The organism is Arthrobacter zhaoxinii (genome assembly GCF_024385505.1).
In the GTDB taxonomy this organism is placed as follows: domain Bacteria; phylum Actinomycetota; class Actinomycetes; order Actinomycetales; family Micrococcaceae; genus Arthrobacter_B; species Arthrobacter_B zhaoxinii.
Genome location: NZ_JANFLT010000002.1, coordinates 177795 through 192847, shown reverse-complemented (window position 1 = coordinate 192847; position 15053 = coordinate 177795). Strand labels below are relative to the sequence as shown.

The following is a 15053-nucleotide window of genomic DNA, read 5'->3' as shown; positions in this document are numbered from 1 at the left end:
CCGGCACCCTTGTGCAGCGGGAAGACCCGGGGGTTGAGTGAAGGGATGGGATCCCTGATGTACTCCATGAACTGCTCACTGGACGGATACAGCGCCGACGCTGACGGTAACTTCGCCTGGCTGGAGCCGACCGAGGATTTTCTTGTTTCACATTCCGAGGACCTGGAGGACGCGGCCGCCGTGCTCTACGGGCGGCGGATGTACGAAACCATGGCCGTCTGGGAAACCGATCCAGCCTTGGCCGGAGGGCCGCCGGGGACGGACCGGTTCGCGGCGGCCTGGACGGCGGTGCCCAAGGTGGTGTTTTCCTCCACACTCCCGGAGGTTTACACCGGCCGGACCACCCTGGAATCTGCCCTGACACGGGATGCCGTGGAGCGGGCCAAGGCCGCGGGAAACGTGACGATCGGCGGTCCGGAGCTGGCCAAGAGCGCTATGCGGATGGGCCTGGTGGACGTTGTGTCGCTGGTGATCTGTCCGGTCATTGCCGGCGGCGGCACGCGGGCCCTGCCCGACGGGTTGTCGCTGAACCTTCGCCTGCTGCGGGAACAGCGCCTCGACAACGGGGGAGTCCGGGTGACCTACGCCGTGGGCTGAGGCGGTGTTTGCTGCGCGACGGCCTGCGCGGCGCCCGGATCGCACCCGGCCGCCGCGCACCCAGCTAGCTACCGCCTAGAAGAGACGGTCGGCAACGTTCACCCGGGTGGCCGACGCCAGCGCGGATTCGACCTTCTCCTTGGGTGTTGTGCCCGGATCCGAGCTCATCAGCTGGTCGTCGGGTGTGCTGGCATCCGCGAGGTAAAGACGGGTGTAGCCTGCGGAGTCCGGCTCGAACTTCCAGCTCTCGGCGACGGTGCCGGCGTCGACGACGTCGTAGCCCAGCCCGTCGATGAGCGCCGCCGCCTCAGCCTTGGCCGTGTCATCGTCGGAGGCGATGGGCAGCGCGGAGCGGTCAGCGGACCCGGCGGGACGGGCCAGAAGCGGAAGGTGGTGGGCCAGGATGTTGTTGAAGGCCTTGACATACTGCGCTCCGGGAAGCCGGCTCTGCACCAGTTCGCTGGTGGTCACCGTGCTGTCATCAAGCTCGGCGATGCGCCCGTCCCGGGACGGGTAGTAATTGCTGGTGTCCAGGACGATCTTGCCGGCCAGGAGTCCGTCCGGAAGAGCGGAAACCGCGTTCAGCGGAATGGAAAGCACGACGGCGTCGCCGAGTTTCGCGGCGTCTTCCACCGTGCCGGCCTGGGCAAGCGGCCCGAGCTCGGCTACCAGGTCCGAGAGCGTTTCAGGTCCCCGCGAGTTGGCAATAACGACGTTCATGCCCGCCGCAACCGCGAGCCGCGCAACCGCGGATCCGATGTTCCCGCTCCCAATGATTCCCAATGTCGACATTGCGTATCCCTTCGATGATGTTCGGCTGGACTGGCACGGATGTCCTCCGGCAGCCCCTCAAAAGAGGAAACTGCTCCTGCTGCGGTGGAATTCCCCGGGACGTCAACGGCGCCCCTGACGGCGGCTTTGCGGCGGCTTCGGGGCGGCGGAAAGTACTAGGCGAACCGTGCCCCGGCGGCCATCGCGAGGTTGCGGGCTCCGGTGAAATGCTCGGCCGTGGCGACACGGTTCAGCAGCCGTGCCGCCCGGACCATGAGGTTTCCCCGCCGACGCCGGCCGGCGTCGTAGCGCTGCAGGCCGGCGGTAACGTCGGGAGCCGAGCTGAGTGCGTCAATCAGGGCAACCGCGTCCAGAAGAGCCTCGCAGGCGCCGCGGCCAAGGTTCGGTGCCATGCCGTGCGCAGCGTCGCCCAGCAGCGCCAAGTTGCCGGAAATATAGGACGCGAGCGGCGGAACGTCGAACAGCTCCCGGTAATCTAGCGGGCTTCCGTCCAGTTTTCCCAGAACCCGGGCGACGTCCGGATGCCACCCGCGGTAGAGGCTGCGCAGCAGGTCTGCCCCCTGGGCGCCGATAGCCTCCGGGGAACCCAGCGGAGGAAGGTCGGTGGAGCGGAGACAGGCAAACCAGTTAGTGCTGCCGGCATCCAGCGGCGTAATGCCGAACAGCCGGCCGTGCCCCCACGTCTCGCTGACCCCGCCGGCCGGGCCGGGGACAACGCCGCGAAAGGCCACTGTTCCCAGCGCCCGGGGCGATATTCCGTTGCAGGCGGTGCGCAGGCGGCTGAAGATGCCGTCGGCGGCCACCACAACATCGGCAGAGGGCAGGGTTGAGGGCTCAGCGACCGGCGAATTCCATTCGATAACTCCGGCGGGCAAATCCCCGGAGAGAGCGTCCAGCAGGACGGTGCGTGGGACAAAGCGAGCGGTCCGGCTGCGACCCATGGCCGCAACCTGGCTGCCGTCGGGTTTCAGGATCCGTGCGCCGTGCTCTTCCACCGAACCGGCGCGGACTGCGTCACCGGCACCCAATGCGTCGAGAGCCCGCATCGCCTCGGGCCACATGGCCAGCGCCGTTCCGCTGCCGGGCAGGTTTGCACCGCGTTCCAGCACCTGGACCGACCATCCGGCGAGGAGCAGCCCCCGCGCAACTGCGGTTCCTGCAATACCCGCTCCAACGATCAGTGCTGAACCCCGCATGGCCTCTCCTCTTTATGGAGCCGCTGGGGACTAGCTCAGGATCATCTCCGCGGCCCGCTCGGCGATCATGATGGTGGGTGCGTTGGTGTTGCCCGTGGGTACCAGCGGCATGACCGAGGCGTCGGCGATCCGCAGGCCGGACATCCCGTGCACCTGCAGAGTCCGCGGATCCACCACGGCCAGGGCATCCAGACCCATCTTGCAGGTGCCGACCTGGTGGTGATAGGTCACGGCAGTGTCCCGGACGTACTGCTCCAGGTCTTCGGCACTGTCCGAGACCTCCGGACCGGGGTAGACCTCCTCCGCACCCCATTCCCCGGCCAGGGCAGCGGTTCGGCCCAGTTCGCGGCACTGCCGGACGGAAGCTGCCAGCGAGTCCACGTCCGCCTGCTCCGTGAGGGCGCCCAGATCAATGCGGATGGGGTCTTCCGGTTCAGGTCCGGAAAGCGTGATTTCGCCGCGGCTGAGCGGACGGACAATGCCGGCCACCAGCGAGAACCCGTTGTCCGGTCCGCTCATCGAGTCCAGGAAATACATCGGCAGTGAGAAGTGGATGGGCTGGGTGTCCGGCACCGCCAGGTCCGGACGGGATTTCCAGAACAGATGCGTCTCCGCCGCGCCCACCTCCGGTGCCGGCACGGGCTTGGCCGTGGTGGTGAAGATGACCGGGGAGAGCAGATGGTCATGCAGGTTCTTGCCGACGCCGGGCAGATCCAGGACGGGTTCGACGCCGGCCTGCCGCAGCTCCTCGGCCGGTCCGATGCCCGAACGCAGCAGCACCTCGGGGGAGCCGAACGCGCCGCCGGCCAGCACGGTCTCGTCGGCGCGGACAGTCCGCACCTCGCCGTCTTGCTCGAACTCGACGCCGGTCACGGCGCCGTCCTCGATCAGCAGCCGCCGCACGGTGGCCCCGGTCAGCAGGGTCAGCCGCGGGTCATTGGCCACCGGGCGGAGGTACGCATGCCAGGTGTTGAAGCGCTTCCCGTCCCGGATGTTCAGCTGCATCTTCGAGGCACCCTCCACGTCCCCGGAGTTGTAGTCCTCGTTGAGCTTGATCCCCATTTCCGCGGCGCCGGCCAGGATGGACTCCTGTACCGGGTTCATCGGGAAATCCCCGACGACGTCGAGCGGGCCGTCGGTGCCGCGGCTTTCGGAGGCGCCGCCGTCGTAGTTCTCGATGGCGCGGAAGACCGGAAGCACGTCCTCCCAGCCCCAGCCCGGGCAGCCGAGGTAGTTCCAGGTGTCGTAGTCCTGCTTGGCGCCGCGGACCCAGATGGTTGCGTTCAGGGCGTGCGAGCCGCCCAGGACCTTGCCGCGGGGCAGATGGATCTTCCGGTTCGAGGCGCCGGGCTGCTCCACCGTGTAGTAGTCCCAGTCCTCGGGGCCGTGCCACAGGCCGCCGGCGGCGTGGACGTCGGCGATCACCGGGTTGGTGTCCTCGCCGCCCGCTTCCAGGACGGTGACGGTGTGGCCGGCGTCGAGCAGCCGGCGGGCAATCACGCAGCCGGCGGAACCGGCGCCGATGACGATGTAGGAGTTCACGGAGAACCTTTCACTGCGGGGAAGGACAACACGGTGCCGGGCCGGTGAGGGGGGAACCCCGGTCCGACACCGCGGGTATGGGGGGATCAGTAGCTGATGACCTGCGGGGCGCCCAGATGCTTGAGGCCTTCGACGCCGAATTCGAGCCCGTAGCCGGACTGCTTCGCGCCGCCGAAGGGAACCCGCGGATCAACGGCGCCGTGCTTGTTGATCCAGACGGTGCCGGCCTGTATGCGGGCGGCCACCTCGCGGGCGGCATCCTTGTCCGAGGACCAGACGGAGGCGCCGAGGCCGACGTCGAGCCCGTTGGCCATCTCCACTGCTTCGTCCACGGTGGAGTACCGGATGATGGGCAGGGCCGGGCCGAACTGTTCCCGGGCGACCAGCGGATTGTCATTGTCGATGTCCGCCACCAGCGTTGCGGGGTAGAAGTAGCCGGGCTGGTCCTGCTCCGGATTGCCGCCGAGCACAATACGGGCGCCGGCGTCGCGGGCGGCGTCCACCAGCTGCGCGACGATGTCGTACTGGGCCTTGTTCTGCAGCGGGCCGAGCACGTTGTTTTCGTCCAGGCCCACGCCCATCGGCATGGCCTTGGCGACCTCGGCGAGGGAGGTGACGACGTCGTCGTAGATGTCCTCGTGCACGTAGAGGCGCTTCATCGCGGCGCAGGTCTGTCCGGTGTTGATGAACGCACCCCAGAACAGGCCTTCGGCAATGGTCTTTGGATCGGCGTCGGGCAGGACGATGCCGGCGTCGTTGCCGCCGAGCTCCAGGGTCAGGCGCTTCACGGTGTCCGCGGAGGAGCGGATGATGGCCTTGCCGGTGGCGGTGGACCCGGTGAACATGATCTTGTCCACGTCCGGGTGGGCGGCGAGGGTTTCTCCGACGTCGCGGCCGCCGGAGACCACATGCAGCACATCGGCCGGCAGTACCTGGTTGAGTACGGCCGCCAGGGCGAGCACGGACAGGGGAGTGTATTCGGAGGGCTTCATCACCACGGTGTTGCCCATCCGCAGGGCGGGGGCGAGCTGCCAGATGCTGATCATCATGGGCCAGTTCCACGGCCCGATGGCGCCCACGACGCCGAGGGGGCGGTAATGCAGTTCGGCGCGGCCGCCGTCGTCGTCCACCAGCACCTCGGGCTCCAGATCGAACAACGCCGCGGCGCGCAGCCACGCGGCTGCCCCGCCGACCTCGAAGCGGGCGTTCGGTCCGTTCAGCGGCTTGCCCTGCTCGCGGGAGAGGAGCTCGGCGAGCCCTTCGGCAGCGGCGTCAATGGCGTCGGCCGCGCGGTTCAGCGATTCCCGGCGGCCGGAATGGCCGAGGCCGGCCCAGGACGGCTGGGCGGCGCGGGCGGCGGCGACGGCTTTTTCGAGATCATCGACGGTGTGCACTGGGGCCTCGGCGACGAGTTCACCGGTGGCCGGATCGAGAATCGGCCGGGAGTCGCCGGCGGGGGCTACGGCGGCGAGCAGGTCCGCGTAGCTAGTGAGGGAAGATTCGGAGGCGGGCATGGGGGTGTGCTCCTTCATTGGGGCGTGGTTGCTTGTCAGGGATCAGTGGAGCATGCCGACGAGCCGGCGCACAGAGTGGCGCGGAAGCACCCTGTCCGTGCGGGCCTTCCGCGGCCGGCGGAAGCCGGCCACTGTCAGGTAAATCCCCAGCGAGGCCTCCCAGATGATCTCCGGAAGGGTGGCCAGCGCGGACGGCACCGAGGACTGCCCGTAGGCGCCGAAAAGCACGGCCAGGCCGGACAGTGACATCAGCGGACCGCCAATCAGGCCGAACAGGGCCATCGGCCGCGGCACCAGGTGCGAGCGGTACATCAGGAACCCCAGCAGCAGCCCGTTACCGATGCCCACCACGAACCCCGGGCCGAGCAGGAAGGTCCAGCCGTGCACCGCCACCAGCGCCCGGGCAACGGGAAGATACTCCCCGGCGTCGGCCCCGGCGCTCTGCCGCAGCGTCACGGCGGTGAGCACGCTGAGGATCCCGACGGCAATCAGCGCGCATTCCATGATTCGCGCCGCGACATAGCCGACCGCAGCGGTCTCGCTGTGCCGGCGGAGGACGGGGAACAGCACGACGGCGGTGCCGATGTTCGCGACGATCAGCACCAGTTCGCAGACCGCTCCGAGCAGGATCCGGGTGTCCGCACCGGGTCCGGCGACGTAGTCCGGGTCGGTCAGCAGCGGTGCGTAGAGCGCAGCCCCGGCGATGGCGGAGGCGAAGGTGAGGAGGAAGAGGATCCCGGCGGTCCGGGCGGTCCGGTTGGAGGCGTGCATGGTGCTCCTGTCGGCCGAAGGTGTACTGCGTACACCTGATGCGACGAACCTAGGTGTATGACGTACACTCTGTCAAGCACCAAATTCCAGGAAGGCGGCTCTGTGGGACAGGTACCGAAGGTACGGCAGCAGGAAGCGTCCGCGCGCCGCGCGCGCCTGAACCGGGACGCCGTGCTCCGCGCCGGCGTCGTACTGGCCGATCAGGCGGGCATCGACGGCTTCACCATGCGCACGCTTTCCCAGGAACTCGGCGTGGTGCCGATGGCGCTGTACAAGCATGTGGCGAATAAGCAGGAACTGCTCGAGGGCATGGTGGACCTGGTCTGGGCGGAGGTCACGGAGCCGGACAGCGGGCACGGCTGGAAGCAGGCTCTGCGCGTTCGTGCCGCTTCACTCCGGTCCGCGCTGGTTACGCACCGCTGGGCCGTGGGACTGATGGAGGCGGCGGGCCGGCCGGGGCCGGAGAACCTACGCCAGCACAACGCGCTGCTGGGCTGCCTGCGGGAGAGCGGCTTTTCCTTCCGCAGCACCGTCCACGTCACCAGCCTGCTGGATGCCTACGTGTACGGCTTCGCCCTGCAGCAGAAGACCCTGTCCTTCGAGACCCCGGAGGAGTCGGCCGCGGCGGCTGCGGCCACCCGCGACGGTGAATCTGCGGAGGCCGCGGCCCGCTATCCGTACCTGCTCGAAGTGGTGGGTGAGCTGGCGAAGGAAGGCTACGACTACGACGCGGAGTTCGCTGTCGGGCTGGACGTGCTGCTGGACGGCATTGAGACCCTGCGGGGTTCCTGGCGCGACGGTTAGGTTCGCGGGGCGCCGGGCTCCGGTGCGTGGCCGGGTGGCCTAGTTCCGCCGGGTGGCGGAGACGACGACGTCGGGCAGGGTGACGGTCTGCCCGTCCGGCGCGGTGAGGGTGCGGGACTGCCGGTCGGCAATGGTGATTGTCCATTCCGCCGGATCCAGAAGTGCAGCAACGTCTTCAGCGGTGACGGTGGCTTCGTCCGGCGGATGGTGCCCGTGGGCGGTCATGGCGGCCGGGTCGTGGGCGTGGCCGACAATCAGCAGCGTCCCGCCGGGGGCCACCCAGTCCATGATCCGCTGGTAAAACGCCAGCTGCGGCATGGCCGGATGGGCATAGTTGGTCATCACGAGTTCGAACCGGCGTCCCGGTTCCCAGGAGACCAGATCCGCTTCGATCCAGGTCACGCTGCCGGGAAGGGGCCGGTTGGCGGCTTGCCGGGCGGCCGTTTCGAGGGCTGTGGAGGATAAGTCCGCGCCGGTGACGTTCCAGCCGTGAGCGGCAAGTTCCAGGGCTTCGGTGCCGGTGCCGCAGCCGGCGTCGAGCGCCGTGCCGGGGGACAGCTCGCGGGCGATGCGCTGGACGTAGGGGTTCGGCAGGGTCGCTTCAGGAGCGGCCGTGGCCGTCTCGGGGGCCTCGTGCCAATGCTGTTCCCAGTAATCCTTATCGAAGCTGTGCGTCACCGTTTCAGCCTAATCTAAGCAGCGCAACTTGAACTCGATCAGGCGGCTCGGAGCCGTGGTTCGGCCACTTTCGCGGTCACGGTGTTCTGCACCCGAGCTTCTCTTAGTTTCTGGGTCGTAAAAAGTATCAACGAGTATAAAGATGACTTTATATAGTCTGCTCCATCAGCCAGCCTCTCGCGCCGGTGAAACCGTATGAAAACGTACGTCAACGGACAAGGACTCCCATGGACCTCGACGAGCTGCTCACAGCGCTGAACGCCGGCGAAACGATTACCGCCGGATCGCCCCTGCATGAAGCTATGCACTCCGCCAGCCAGGCTGCCCTGCGGATCACCGGTGAGCTCAACAGCGGCTATCACGAACCGGCCCGGGTGCGGGAGCTGCTGTCGCAGCTGACCGGGAAGCCGGTGGACGAGTCCGTGGCCCTGTTCCCGCCGTTCTCCGCCGATTTCGGCAGGAACATCACGCTGGGGAAACGGGTGTTTATCAACGCCGGCTGCCGGTTCCAGGACCAGGGCGGCATCACCATCGGGGACGACTGCCTGATCGGCCACAACGTCGTCCTCGCCACGCTGAACCACGATCTGACACCGGGCCGGCGCGCGGACATGCACCCCGCACCCGTGACCTTGGGTCGGAACGTCTGGCTCGGCTCCAATGTCACGGCGCTGCCCGGCGTCAGCATCGGCGACGATTCCGTGGTGGCCGCCGGCGCCGTCGTCACCAAGAACGTTCCGGTGCGGTCCCTGGCCGTGGGTTCACCGGCACGGGTAATCCGCCCCCTCGACGGTTAAGCCGTCGTCCCGCCGCGGTGCGACGCCTCACGGCCACGCCCGAGGGCAGTATTATGGCGCCGGGGTGAAGAGGAATGCGTGCGTGGAGGCGGAATAGAAGGCCGCGGCTGGAACGGCCGATGCTGCTGGCTGTCGTCTCCATCCTGATGGGAGCCTTGATGGGCGGGTACGGGGTGTACGGTGCACACGCGGACCGGCAGCTGATCGACGGCGGGACGGTCGCCGTCGGCACGGTGCTCTCTTCGCGGGAGCGGCCTGCCGGACGCATCCGAGAGACCATCGCCAGCGTGAGCTTCTCCGCCCAGAGCCGGTATGGTCCGTCTCCGCAGCGGCTGGATCACGTGGTGCGGAAGGGGTGGCCTGTCGCCCGGCGGAACGCGCCGGCAATTCATTCGGGAGAGCCCGTGAACGTGTTCTATAACCCCGATGATCCGTCCGACGCCGTCATCGAGGGCTGGGAACACCGGTATGGGAGCTGGTGGACCGCGGGTGCGCTTTTCTTCGGGGGCGGCGGCGTTGCTTCCGCGGCTAAGGCACGCTCGGATGCGGCGGTGAGGCGGCGGGCCAGGCGCATCCAGGCGTCTTGGTGAAGGTCCTGCCTCAACCGCGGGCGAGCTCGTCGGCCAGGTGCCGATTGCGCGTCTCAATGGGGCGTGGGTAGCAGGAAGGTCCGGTGCAGTGCGCGTTGCTGGTTCGCAAAACCCATAGTCGCTCTGCGTACTCAGGAAAAGAGCTCCTGAACAAACGGAGAATTTCTAGGAGCCAGTATGGACATTCACATTTCGGGACCACAGTGTGTAGGCACTACACCTAGCGAAGTCCAGAAATCATTTTCGGGGATGAAACGAGCCGCGTCATGCAATCGAATACAGTTCATCGAGGAGCAGCTACCCTTCCTGCGCAGCAGCACCCCAGCACCACCACCCTGTGGTCCATCCTGACCATTGAGCCGGAGCGTAAGAATGTCGGCGACGAAATAGTCCGCCATATTGTGGCCCCTCTGACTTCCCAACTACGGACCGGGGAGGGGGGACGGTTTCGGTTTTCACGCAGCCTGGAATCCGACCATCAGGCCGTGCTCCTGCATTTGCGTGCTCCCGACGATGCCGTTAAGCGCCTATGGAAGTTTGCGCACGCGCTGGCGGACGAAAACGTTGCCACGCTGGGTACCGTAAAGATCTCCCACTCTCCGGGCATCGCTTATCCGCCACCTCCGGGCGAACCGGTACCTGAGGTGGTGGAAGCCGCACTTGCACGGTTCGGTGGACCAAAGGGCCTGGAGCTGATAGCCGAGAATTGCGAGGTGTCCTCGGACCTGGCCGTGTGGGCAGTCAACCGCTTTCCCAGCCTCAACATGCGCTCGATGCTGGCCGCACTGCTTCTCTTCGACACCGGCCACGCCATGATGCGGGGACCCCGGTCCGCCGTTTGGCCCGACCGCAGGACTACAAGCTGGGACTACTACTGGAACGCCCATCTGCACGCCTGCACGGGATCTTACGGCCCGCAGTCTGAGCAAGCGCGCAGGGCAATGATGGCCCGGATGGCACCCCGGGTTGTACCCGCACATCGAGTGATGGCCGCCCTGGCCTCAGAGCCGGCAGTGGATATCTGGCGGAAGCGGTGGGCAAGGGCCATCGATGACTATTTGTACCGGGCAGACAAGCAACGCATCAGTCGCAGCGCGCAGCAGCTGGCTACGGGGGCAAGCCAGTTAGCGCTCAACCGGCTGGGCTTCCCGTTCAGGGAACAGGCCGTCCTCGGCCTATACGCGCGGGCCTGGAGCAAGGACATTGAAGCGCAGTATTCCGGTGAGGAGCGCTCGCCGAAGCCGTCAAAGCCGGGTAAGAAATGACGGCGTAGGCGGTACCGGTTGAACGACGTCGGCATCCACCTTCACACCGCTGCTGACCAAAAACCACACCGAAATAATCCAGCTCGGGGTGAAGCAGCGGCCCTTGAGGGGAAAGCACCTTCGTTACTCATTTGATTCCGTCGGGGCGACCTTTTTTGCGCTGCTGGGCATCGAATAGATGGCATTATCTACTACAAGTAATGGGCTGTCCGCTGGAAGTTGTCGCCCAGGGAAGCACGACCCTCACCACAGAAAAGGCATAACCCCGTTATGAGCACCACCGAAAAAAGCTATATTCCCGCTACCGCCACCAAGAAGTCCTTCGTCGTGACGTGGCTGCTCGCGCTCTTCCTTGGCACCTTTGGCGTGGACCGCTTCTACCTGGGCAAGATCGGCACCGGTGTCGTGAAGCTCCTGACGTTCGGCGGTTTCGGTATCTGGACGCTGGTGGACCTGATCATCACCCTGACCGGCAACCAGAAGGACAAATACGGTCAGCCTCTCGCCGAGTACAAGGAGAACAAGAAGATGGCGTGGATTGTCACCGCCGTCGTCTGGGTTCTCAACGCCATTATTTCGGTGGTCACGATCTTTACTTTGACGGCGACAATCGGAGCGGTCATCGAGGAAAGCCGGCAGGTACCGGGGACGAACAGCAATACGCTGTCCAGCCCGGCACCGACCTACTCCGCACCCACTCAGGCAGCACCCGCCGCTCCCGCCGTTCCCAAGAATGATGACAATCTGCAGGCGCTGAACAGTGCCACGTTCTACAGCGACTCCCTGCACATGAGCAAGGCCGCCATCTACGAGCAGCTCGGTGGGGAGTACGGCCAGTACACTCCGGAGGCCGCGCAGTACGCCATCGACAACCTCAAGGCCGATTACAAGGTCAACGCGCTGGAATCCGCGAAGGTTTTGCAGGAGGAGACCCCGCAGCCCCTGGATGAGCTGCGGGATTACCTCGCCAGCACCGATACGTACGGCGCAAAGTTCACCCCCGAGGAAGCCGACTACGCCATTCAGAACCTGAAGTAAGTCGCCTTAGCCTCCGGCACCTTCAAGGAATAGCCAGAAGCGCACGCGTTGCTTCTGGCTATTCCTTTGCCCGGAGGACATGGTCCGTCCCTTCGGCAGGACTCAGACACACTTAAGGTGACGGTGCGGCTCGGCCGGAAGCTCAACACGTATTTCATCGTCGATGTTCACCAACCCGCCTGTCAGTACGATGCCCATGACTCCCGTTTTGCGCACGACTTTTCCGTTGCTGTCGAGGGGTAGCACCGCTTTGAGCAGCCCGGTTTGGAAGCGGTCGATCTGCCGGCAGGGATTCCGCAGGCCGGTTACCTGAACGACGGCGTCGGGCCCGATCCGCAGGAGTGCTCCCTCGGGCAGGTTCAGGAGGTCGATGCCGCGGGTGGTGATGTTTTCCCCGAGGTCGCCGGGACCCACCTCGAAGCCGTCCTGCTCGAGTTCCTCGAACAGCTCCGCCTGGATCAGATGCACCTGCCGCAGGTTGGGCTCCGTCGGATGGAACCGCTTTCTGAACACATGCTGCACGGTGGTGCCGGAATGCACGTCTCCCTCGACGCCGAGCCCTTCTACCAGCAGAACCGATTCAACCCGGTCCTTACTGAAGGTGTGCTTGCTGCTTTGACTGACGGAGACAACTTTCGATTCCATCGTTGAGGCGCTGCTTTCGGGCGATTCTCCTGCGGACATGGGTTCCATCCGTCTACCAGATCAGGGCGCGGCCGGCAGGCGCAACCGGCATCGAGGTGGCGGTGGCTGTAATCAGCCGAAAACCGGGGGATACGCGCCAGGCAGCCTCAAACTTTTGAGCGACAGGTTCGGGTCCGGGATTCCAGCTGGATGTCATTTGATGGATCATTCCATGTTTTTAGCGGCGCCGGTGTGCCGCTGTCTCCGTACCCGATCCTGATGAAGGACAGCATTCAAACGAAGTACCGCAGGCATGGGGATTGCCGTTTGGATAACGCGGCAGCTTTTAGGTGTAAATTTAGTTATTCATTTGGTTTAGTGCTGACCGCAGCATGAAACTCCCGGCAGCCAATTACTCACGGGAGACGCTGCCTCTTTTCGAAGCTGCACAGCTCATCAAGGTTACGCGTCTTCGTCGCCGTCTCAGCAGGCATCGTCAGTGATTCGATGCGGAAAGCTGGCGGGTTCCGCCGGAGGATATGCGTGGGTGACATGATTTCCCCTCGCGAAACCGCACGGCCGAAATGTTTCCATGAGCAGAAGCCGAACCCGTAAAACATGGCGCTGCGCGCCTAAAGCACGACCTCATTACAGAAAAGGCATACCCCGCTATGAGCACTACCGAGACAAGCTATATGACTACTACCGCCACCAAGAAGTCCTTCGTTGTGACCTGGCTGCTGGCGCTGTTCCTGGGCGGACTGGGCATCGACCGCTTCTACCTGGGCAAGATCGGCACCGGCGTCCTGAAGCTCCTGACAGGTGGCGGCTTGGGCATCTGGTCGCTGGTGGACCTGATCATCACCCTGACCGGCAACCAGAAGGACAAGAAGGGCCAGCCGCTCGCCGGATACCAGGAGAGCAAGAAGATGGCCTGGATTGTCACGGCCATCATCTGGGTTCTCAACGTCGTCGTTTCGCTCATCCTGCTCCTCACCGGAGCACTGGCAGTGGGCTCGGCCGTTGAGAACAGCCCGGCCGTATCTCAGGGAAGCAACGGCACGGTAGCCGAGGCGGCAGCACCCGAAGCTGACCCCTCCGTTCCCAAGGAATACCAGTCGGCGCTGACGCAGGCCGAGACCTACGCCGACATGATGTACATGAGCAAGGCCGGCATCTACGCCCAGCTGACCTCCGACGTCGCCGGGAAGTTCAGCCCGGAGGCAGCCCAGTACGCAGTGGACAACCTCGATACGGACTTCAATGCCAACGCGCTTAAGAAGGCGGAGACGTACCAGAACGATATGGCGATGTCCCCCGACGCGATCCGGGACCAGCTGACCTCCGAGTTTGGTGAGCAGTTCACCCCCGAGGAAGCCGACTACGCCATTCAGAACCTGAAGTAGTCTCCTCCGCCGGAGTCTCCGGCACGTTCAAGGAATAGCCAGAAGCGGGCAGGGTTGCTTCTGGCTATTCCTTTGCCCGATCTGCCGCTCATCCGGGCGGCTATTTGCCGCTGAAGACCGGGAACCGGCTGGACCTGCCGTAGTCGCTGATGCGCAGGTTCCGCAGCGTGGCCATGTCCGGGTCGGAAATGACAAAGTCGACCAGAGCGTTGCTCCTCATGTGCTCCGGGTTGGCCGTCTTGGGCAGAGGTACCGTGTCCAGCTGCAGGGCGTAGCGGATGCACAGCTGCGGGACGGTCACCGCGTAGCGCTGCGCCATGGCGGCGACGTCGGTGTTCCGCAGCATCTCGCCGTGGGCGATGGGGGAGTAGGCCTCGATGAGGATGTCCTGCGCTGCGCAGTTCGCGAGGAGGTCATCCGGGGTATTGCCCACGTGGAGCAGCACCTGGTTGACCTGCGGGGCGACAGTGCAGGAGCCGAGGATGTTCTCCAGGTCCTGCCGTTCGAAGTTGGAGACGCCGATGGAGCGGAGTTTGCCCGCCATCTGTGCCTCCTCGAGCGCCAGCCAGGCCTCCCGGTTGCCCTCGGCATAGGACCCGCCGCGCCAGTCGTTCCAGGGCTGCGGGCTGTGGATCAGCATGAGGTCCAGATAGTCCAGGCCCATTGTGGCGAGCGAGCCGTCGATCGCCGCCACCGCGCCGTCGTAGTCCTTGATTTCGGCGGCCAGCTTGCTGGAGACAAAAAGCTCCCCGCGCGGGATGCCGCTGCTGCGCACCCCCTCCCCGACGCCGTGCTCGTTGCCGTAGGCCTGCGCGGTGTCGATGTTGCGGTAGCCGATCGCCGCCGCCTCCCGGACGGCCTGCGCTGCTGCGGCGTCCGGGATAAACCAGGTGCCCAGGCCCAGCTTCGGAATCGGCTGCCCGTTGGCCAGTGTGTAATTCTCGTTCAGGATCACTGGTGTGCTCCTTGCGTTGGCGGAAAAGCGTGGCCGTTCACTGCCATGGTGCCGCAGCGTTCCGCCGGGCGGTACTGCTAGCCGGAAGTCAGGTCCGGAGAGCACGGTTAAACAGCCCGGCCCCGGCTGTGCCCAATGCTGACATGCCACAGCTCCGGCAGCGGCGCTTCTGGACCGGGTGAGATGCCGTGCACATGGCGCTTCGGCGTCGTCGGCGTGGCACTTCGGTCGGCCAGGTCCTCTTCGAGCAGCAGATCGCGTCGTCGCGGGTGGTGAGGGCTACCGGCTTCCGAACCCGGTCTCAGCTCGCCCAGAGGGTGTGAAGGTCTTCGCGACGACGGCGCCTGCCCTCCCCGGACATCCCGCGTCCTGCAGTCGGCAGGTTCCCGGATTAGCACGCGCACCTTTACAGCACCCTCCGACGGCGTGACCATGGGCGCATGGCACCTCTGCCAAGATGCTTGCCGCACAGCCAGGATCAAGA

General features: G+C 65.5%; 14 protein-coding genes and 1 pseudogene. 7 read left to right on the top strand and 8 right to left on the bottom strand.

Annotated features, from left to right (window positions below):
• The first annotated feature begins 45 nt into the window (after nt 1–45).
• Nucleotides 46–597: a dihydrofolate reductase family protein gene (locus NNX37_RS04440; protein WP_255791093.1), complete on the top strand. Its 552-nt coding sequence runs from the start codon at nt 46–48 to the stop codon at nt 595–597.
• A 75-nt stretch (nt 598–672) separates the two neighbouring features.
• Here NNX37_RS04440 and NNX37_RS04435 read toward each other — a convergent pair.
• The 5 genes and pseudogenes from NNX37_RS04435 to NNX37_RS04415 all read right to left on the bottom strand — a co-directional run.
• A pseudogene (locus NNX37_RS04435) lies at nt 673–1404 on the bottom strand (NADPH-dependent F420 reductase); the annotation flags it as partial.
• Between the two features lie 140 nt (nt 1405–1544).
• Complete coding sequence (locus NNX37_RS04430) at nt 1545–2585, bottom strand: FAD-dependent monooxygenase (protein WP_255791092.1); 1041 nt, start codon at nt 2583–2585, stop codon at nt 1545–1547.
• Between the two features lie 30 nt (nt 2586–2615).
• Entirely contained in the window at nt 2616–4127 is a 1512-nt protein-coding gene (locus NNX37_RS04425) for a GMC family oxidoreductase (protein WP_255791091.1), read from the bottom strand.
• Nucleotides 4128–4213: 86 nt separating this feature from the next.
• The gene (locus NNX37_RS04420) at nt 4214–5641 is read right to left on the bottom strand and encodes an aldehyde dehydrogenase family protein (RefSeq protein WP_255791090.1); all 1428 of its coding nucleotides are present in this window, start codon (nt 5639–5641) and stop codon (nt 4214–4216) included.
• Between the two features lie 42 nt (nt 5642–5683).
• Nucleotides 5684–6412 (bottom strand): DUF4386 domain-containing protein, encoded by a 729-nt coding sequence (locus tag NNX37_RS04415; protein WP_255791089.1) that lies wholly within the window; start codon nt 6410–6412, stop codon nt 5684–5686.
• 57 nt (nt 6413–6469) lie between these two features.
• Here NNX37_RS04415 and NNX37_RS04410 point away from each other — a divergent pair, with 57 nt between their 5' ends.
• Nucleotides 6470–7216 (top strand): TetR/AcrR family transcriptional regulator, encoded by a 747-nt coding sequence (locus NNX37_RS04410; protein WP_255791088.1) that lies wholly within the window; start codon nt 6470–6472, stop codon nt 7214–7216.
• Between the two features lie 39 nt (nt 7217–7255).
• Here NNX37_RS04410 and NNX37_RS04405 read toward each other — a convergent pair whose 3' ends face one another.
• Nucleotides 7256–7894 carry a class I SAM-dependent methyltransferase gene (locus NNX37_RS04405; protein WP_255791087.1) on the bottom strand — a complete coding sequence of 213 codons (639 nt, stop codon included), beginning with the start codon at nt 7892–7894 and terminating at the stop codon, nt 7256–7258.
• Between the two features lie 227 nt (nt 7895–8121).
• Here NNX37_RS04405 and NNX37_RS04400 point away from each other — a divergent pair, with 227 nt between their 5' ends.
• The 4 genes from NNX37_RS04400 (at nt 8122) to NNX37_RS04385 (ending at nt 11584) form a co-directional block, all read left to right on the top strand.
• Nucleotides 8122–8691 (top strand): DapH/DapD/GlmU-related protein, encoded by a 570-nt coding sequence (locus NNX37_RS04400; RefSeq protein WP_255791086.1) that lies wholly within the window; start codon nt 8122–8124, stop codon nt 8689–8691.
• Nucleotides 8692–8810: 119 nt separating this feature from the next.
• Complete coding sequence (locus NNX37_RS04395; protein WP_255791085.1) at nt 8811–9281, top strand: DUF3592 domain-containing protein; 471 nt, start codon at nt 8811–8813, stop codon at nt 9279–9281.
• A gap of 266 nt (nt 9282–9547) precedes the next feature.
• Nucleotides 9548–10546, top strand: a complete 999-nt coding sequence (locus NNX37_RS04390; RefSeq protein ID WP_255791084.1) for a lantibiotic dehydratase C-terminal domain-containing protein — start codon at nt 9548–9550, stop codon at nt 10544–10546.
• A gap of 270 nt (nt 10547–10816) precedes the next feature.
• The gene (locus tag NNX37_RS04385; protein ID WP_255791083.1) at nt 10817–11584 is read left to right on the top strand and encodes an Ltp family lipoprotein; all 768 of its coding nucleotides are present in this window, start codon (nt 10817–10819) and stop codon (nt 11582–11584) included.
• Between the two features lie 102 nt (nt 11585–11686).
• On the opposite strand, the gene NNX37_RS04380 is transcribed toward NNX37_RS04385, so the two are convergent.
• Complete coding sequence (locus tag NNX37_RS04380) at nt 11687–12268, bottom strand: MOSC domain-containing protein (protein WP_255791082.1); 582 nt, start codon at nt 12266–12268, stop codon at nt 11687–11689.
• Between the two features lie 635 nt (nt 12269–12903).
• Between NNX37_RS04380 and NNX37_RS04375 the strand changes: the two genes are divergently transcribed.
• The gene (locus NNX37_RS04375) at nt 12904–13614 is read left to right on the top strand and encodes an Ltp family lipoprotein (RefSeq protein ID WP_255791081.1); all 711 of its coding nucleotides are present in this window, start codon (nt 12904–12906) and stop codon (nt 13612–13614) included.
• A 100-nt stretch (nt 13615–13714) separates the two neighbouring features.
• Here the strand turns inward: NNX37_RS04375 and NNX37_RS04370 are convergent, their stop codons facing one another.
• Nucleotides 13715–14569, bottom strand: a complete 855-nt coding sequence (locus NNX37_RS04370; protein WP_255791080.1) for an aldo/keto reductase — start codon at nt 14567–14569, stop codon at nt 13715–13717.
• Nucleotides 14570–15053: the final 484 nt, after the last annotated feature.

What these genes read in the sequence shown, in the direction of transcription:
- NNX37_RS04440 (WP_255791093.1), top strand. Translation starts at nt 46, where the DNA reads ATGGGATCCCTGATGTACTCCATGAACTGCTCACTGGACGGATACAGC.
- NNX37_RS04430 (WP_255791092.1), bottom strand. Translation starts at nt 2,585, where the DNA reads ATGCGGGGTTCAGCACTGATCGTTGGAGCGGGTATTGCAGGAACCGCA.
- NNX37_RS04420 (WP_255791090.1), bottom strand. Translation starts at nt 5,641, where the DNA reads ATGCCCGCCTCCGAATCTTCCCTCACTAGCTACGCGGACCTGCTCGCC.
- NNX37_RS04415 (WP_255791089.1), bottom strand. Translation starts at nt 6,412, where the DNA reads ATGCACGCCTCCAACCGGACCGCCCGGACCGCCGGGATCCTCTTCCTC.
- NNX37_RS04410 (WP_255791088.1), top strand. Translation starts at nt 6,470, where the DNA reads ATGACGTACACTCTGTCAAGCACCAAATTCCAGGAAGGCGGCTCTGTG.
- NNX37_RS04400 (WP_255791086.1), top strand. Translation starts at nt 8,122, where the DNA reads ATGGACCTCGACGAGCTGCTCACAGCGCTGAACGCCGGCGAAACGATT.
- NNX37_RS04395 (WP_255791085.1), top strand. Translation starts at nt 8,811, where the DNA reads ATGCTGCTGGCTGTCGTCTCCATCCTGATGGGAGCCTTGATGGGCGGG.
- NNX37_RS04390 (WP_255791084.1), top strand. Translation starts at nt 9,548, where the DNA reads ATGCAATCGAATACAGTTCATCGAGGAGCAGCTACCCTTCCTGCGCAG.
- NNX37_RS04385 (WP_255791083.1), top strand. Translation starts at nt 10,817, where the DNA reads ATGAGCACCACCGAAAAAAGCTATATTCCCGCTACCGCCACCAAGAAG.
- NNX37_RS04380 (WP_255791082.1), bottom strand. Translation starts at nt 12,268, where the DNA reads ATGTCCGCAGGAGAATCGCCCGAAAGCAGCGCCTCAACGATGGAATCG.
- NNX37_RS04375 (WP_255791081.1), top strand. Translation starts at nt 12,904, where the DNA reads ATGACTACTACCGCCACCAAGAAGTCCTTCGTTGTGACCTGGCTGCTG.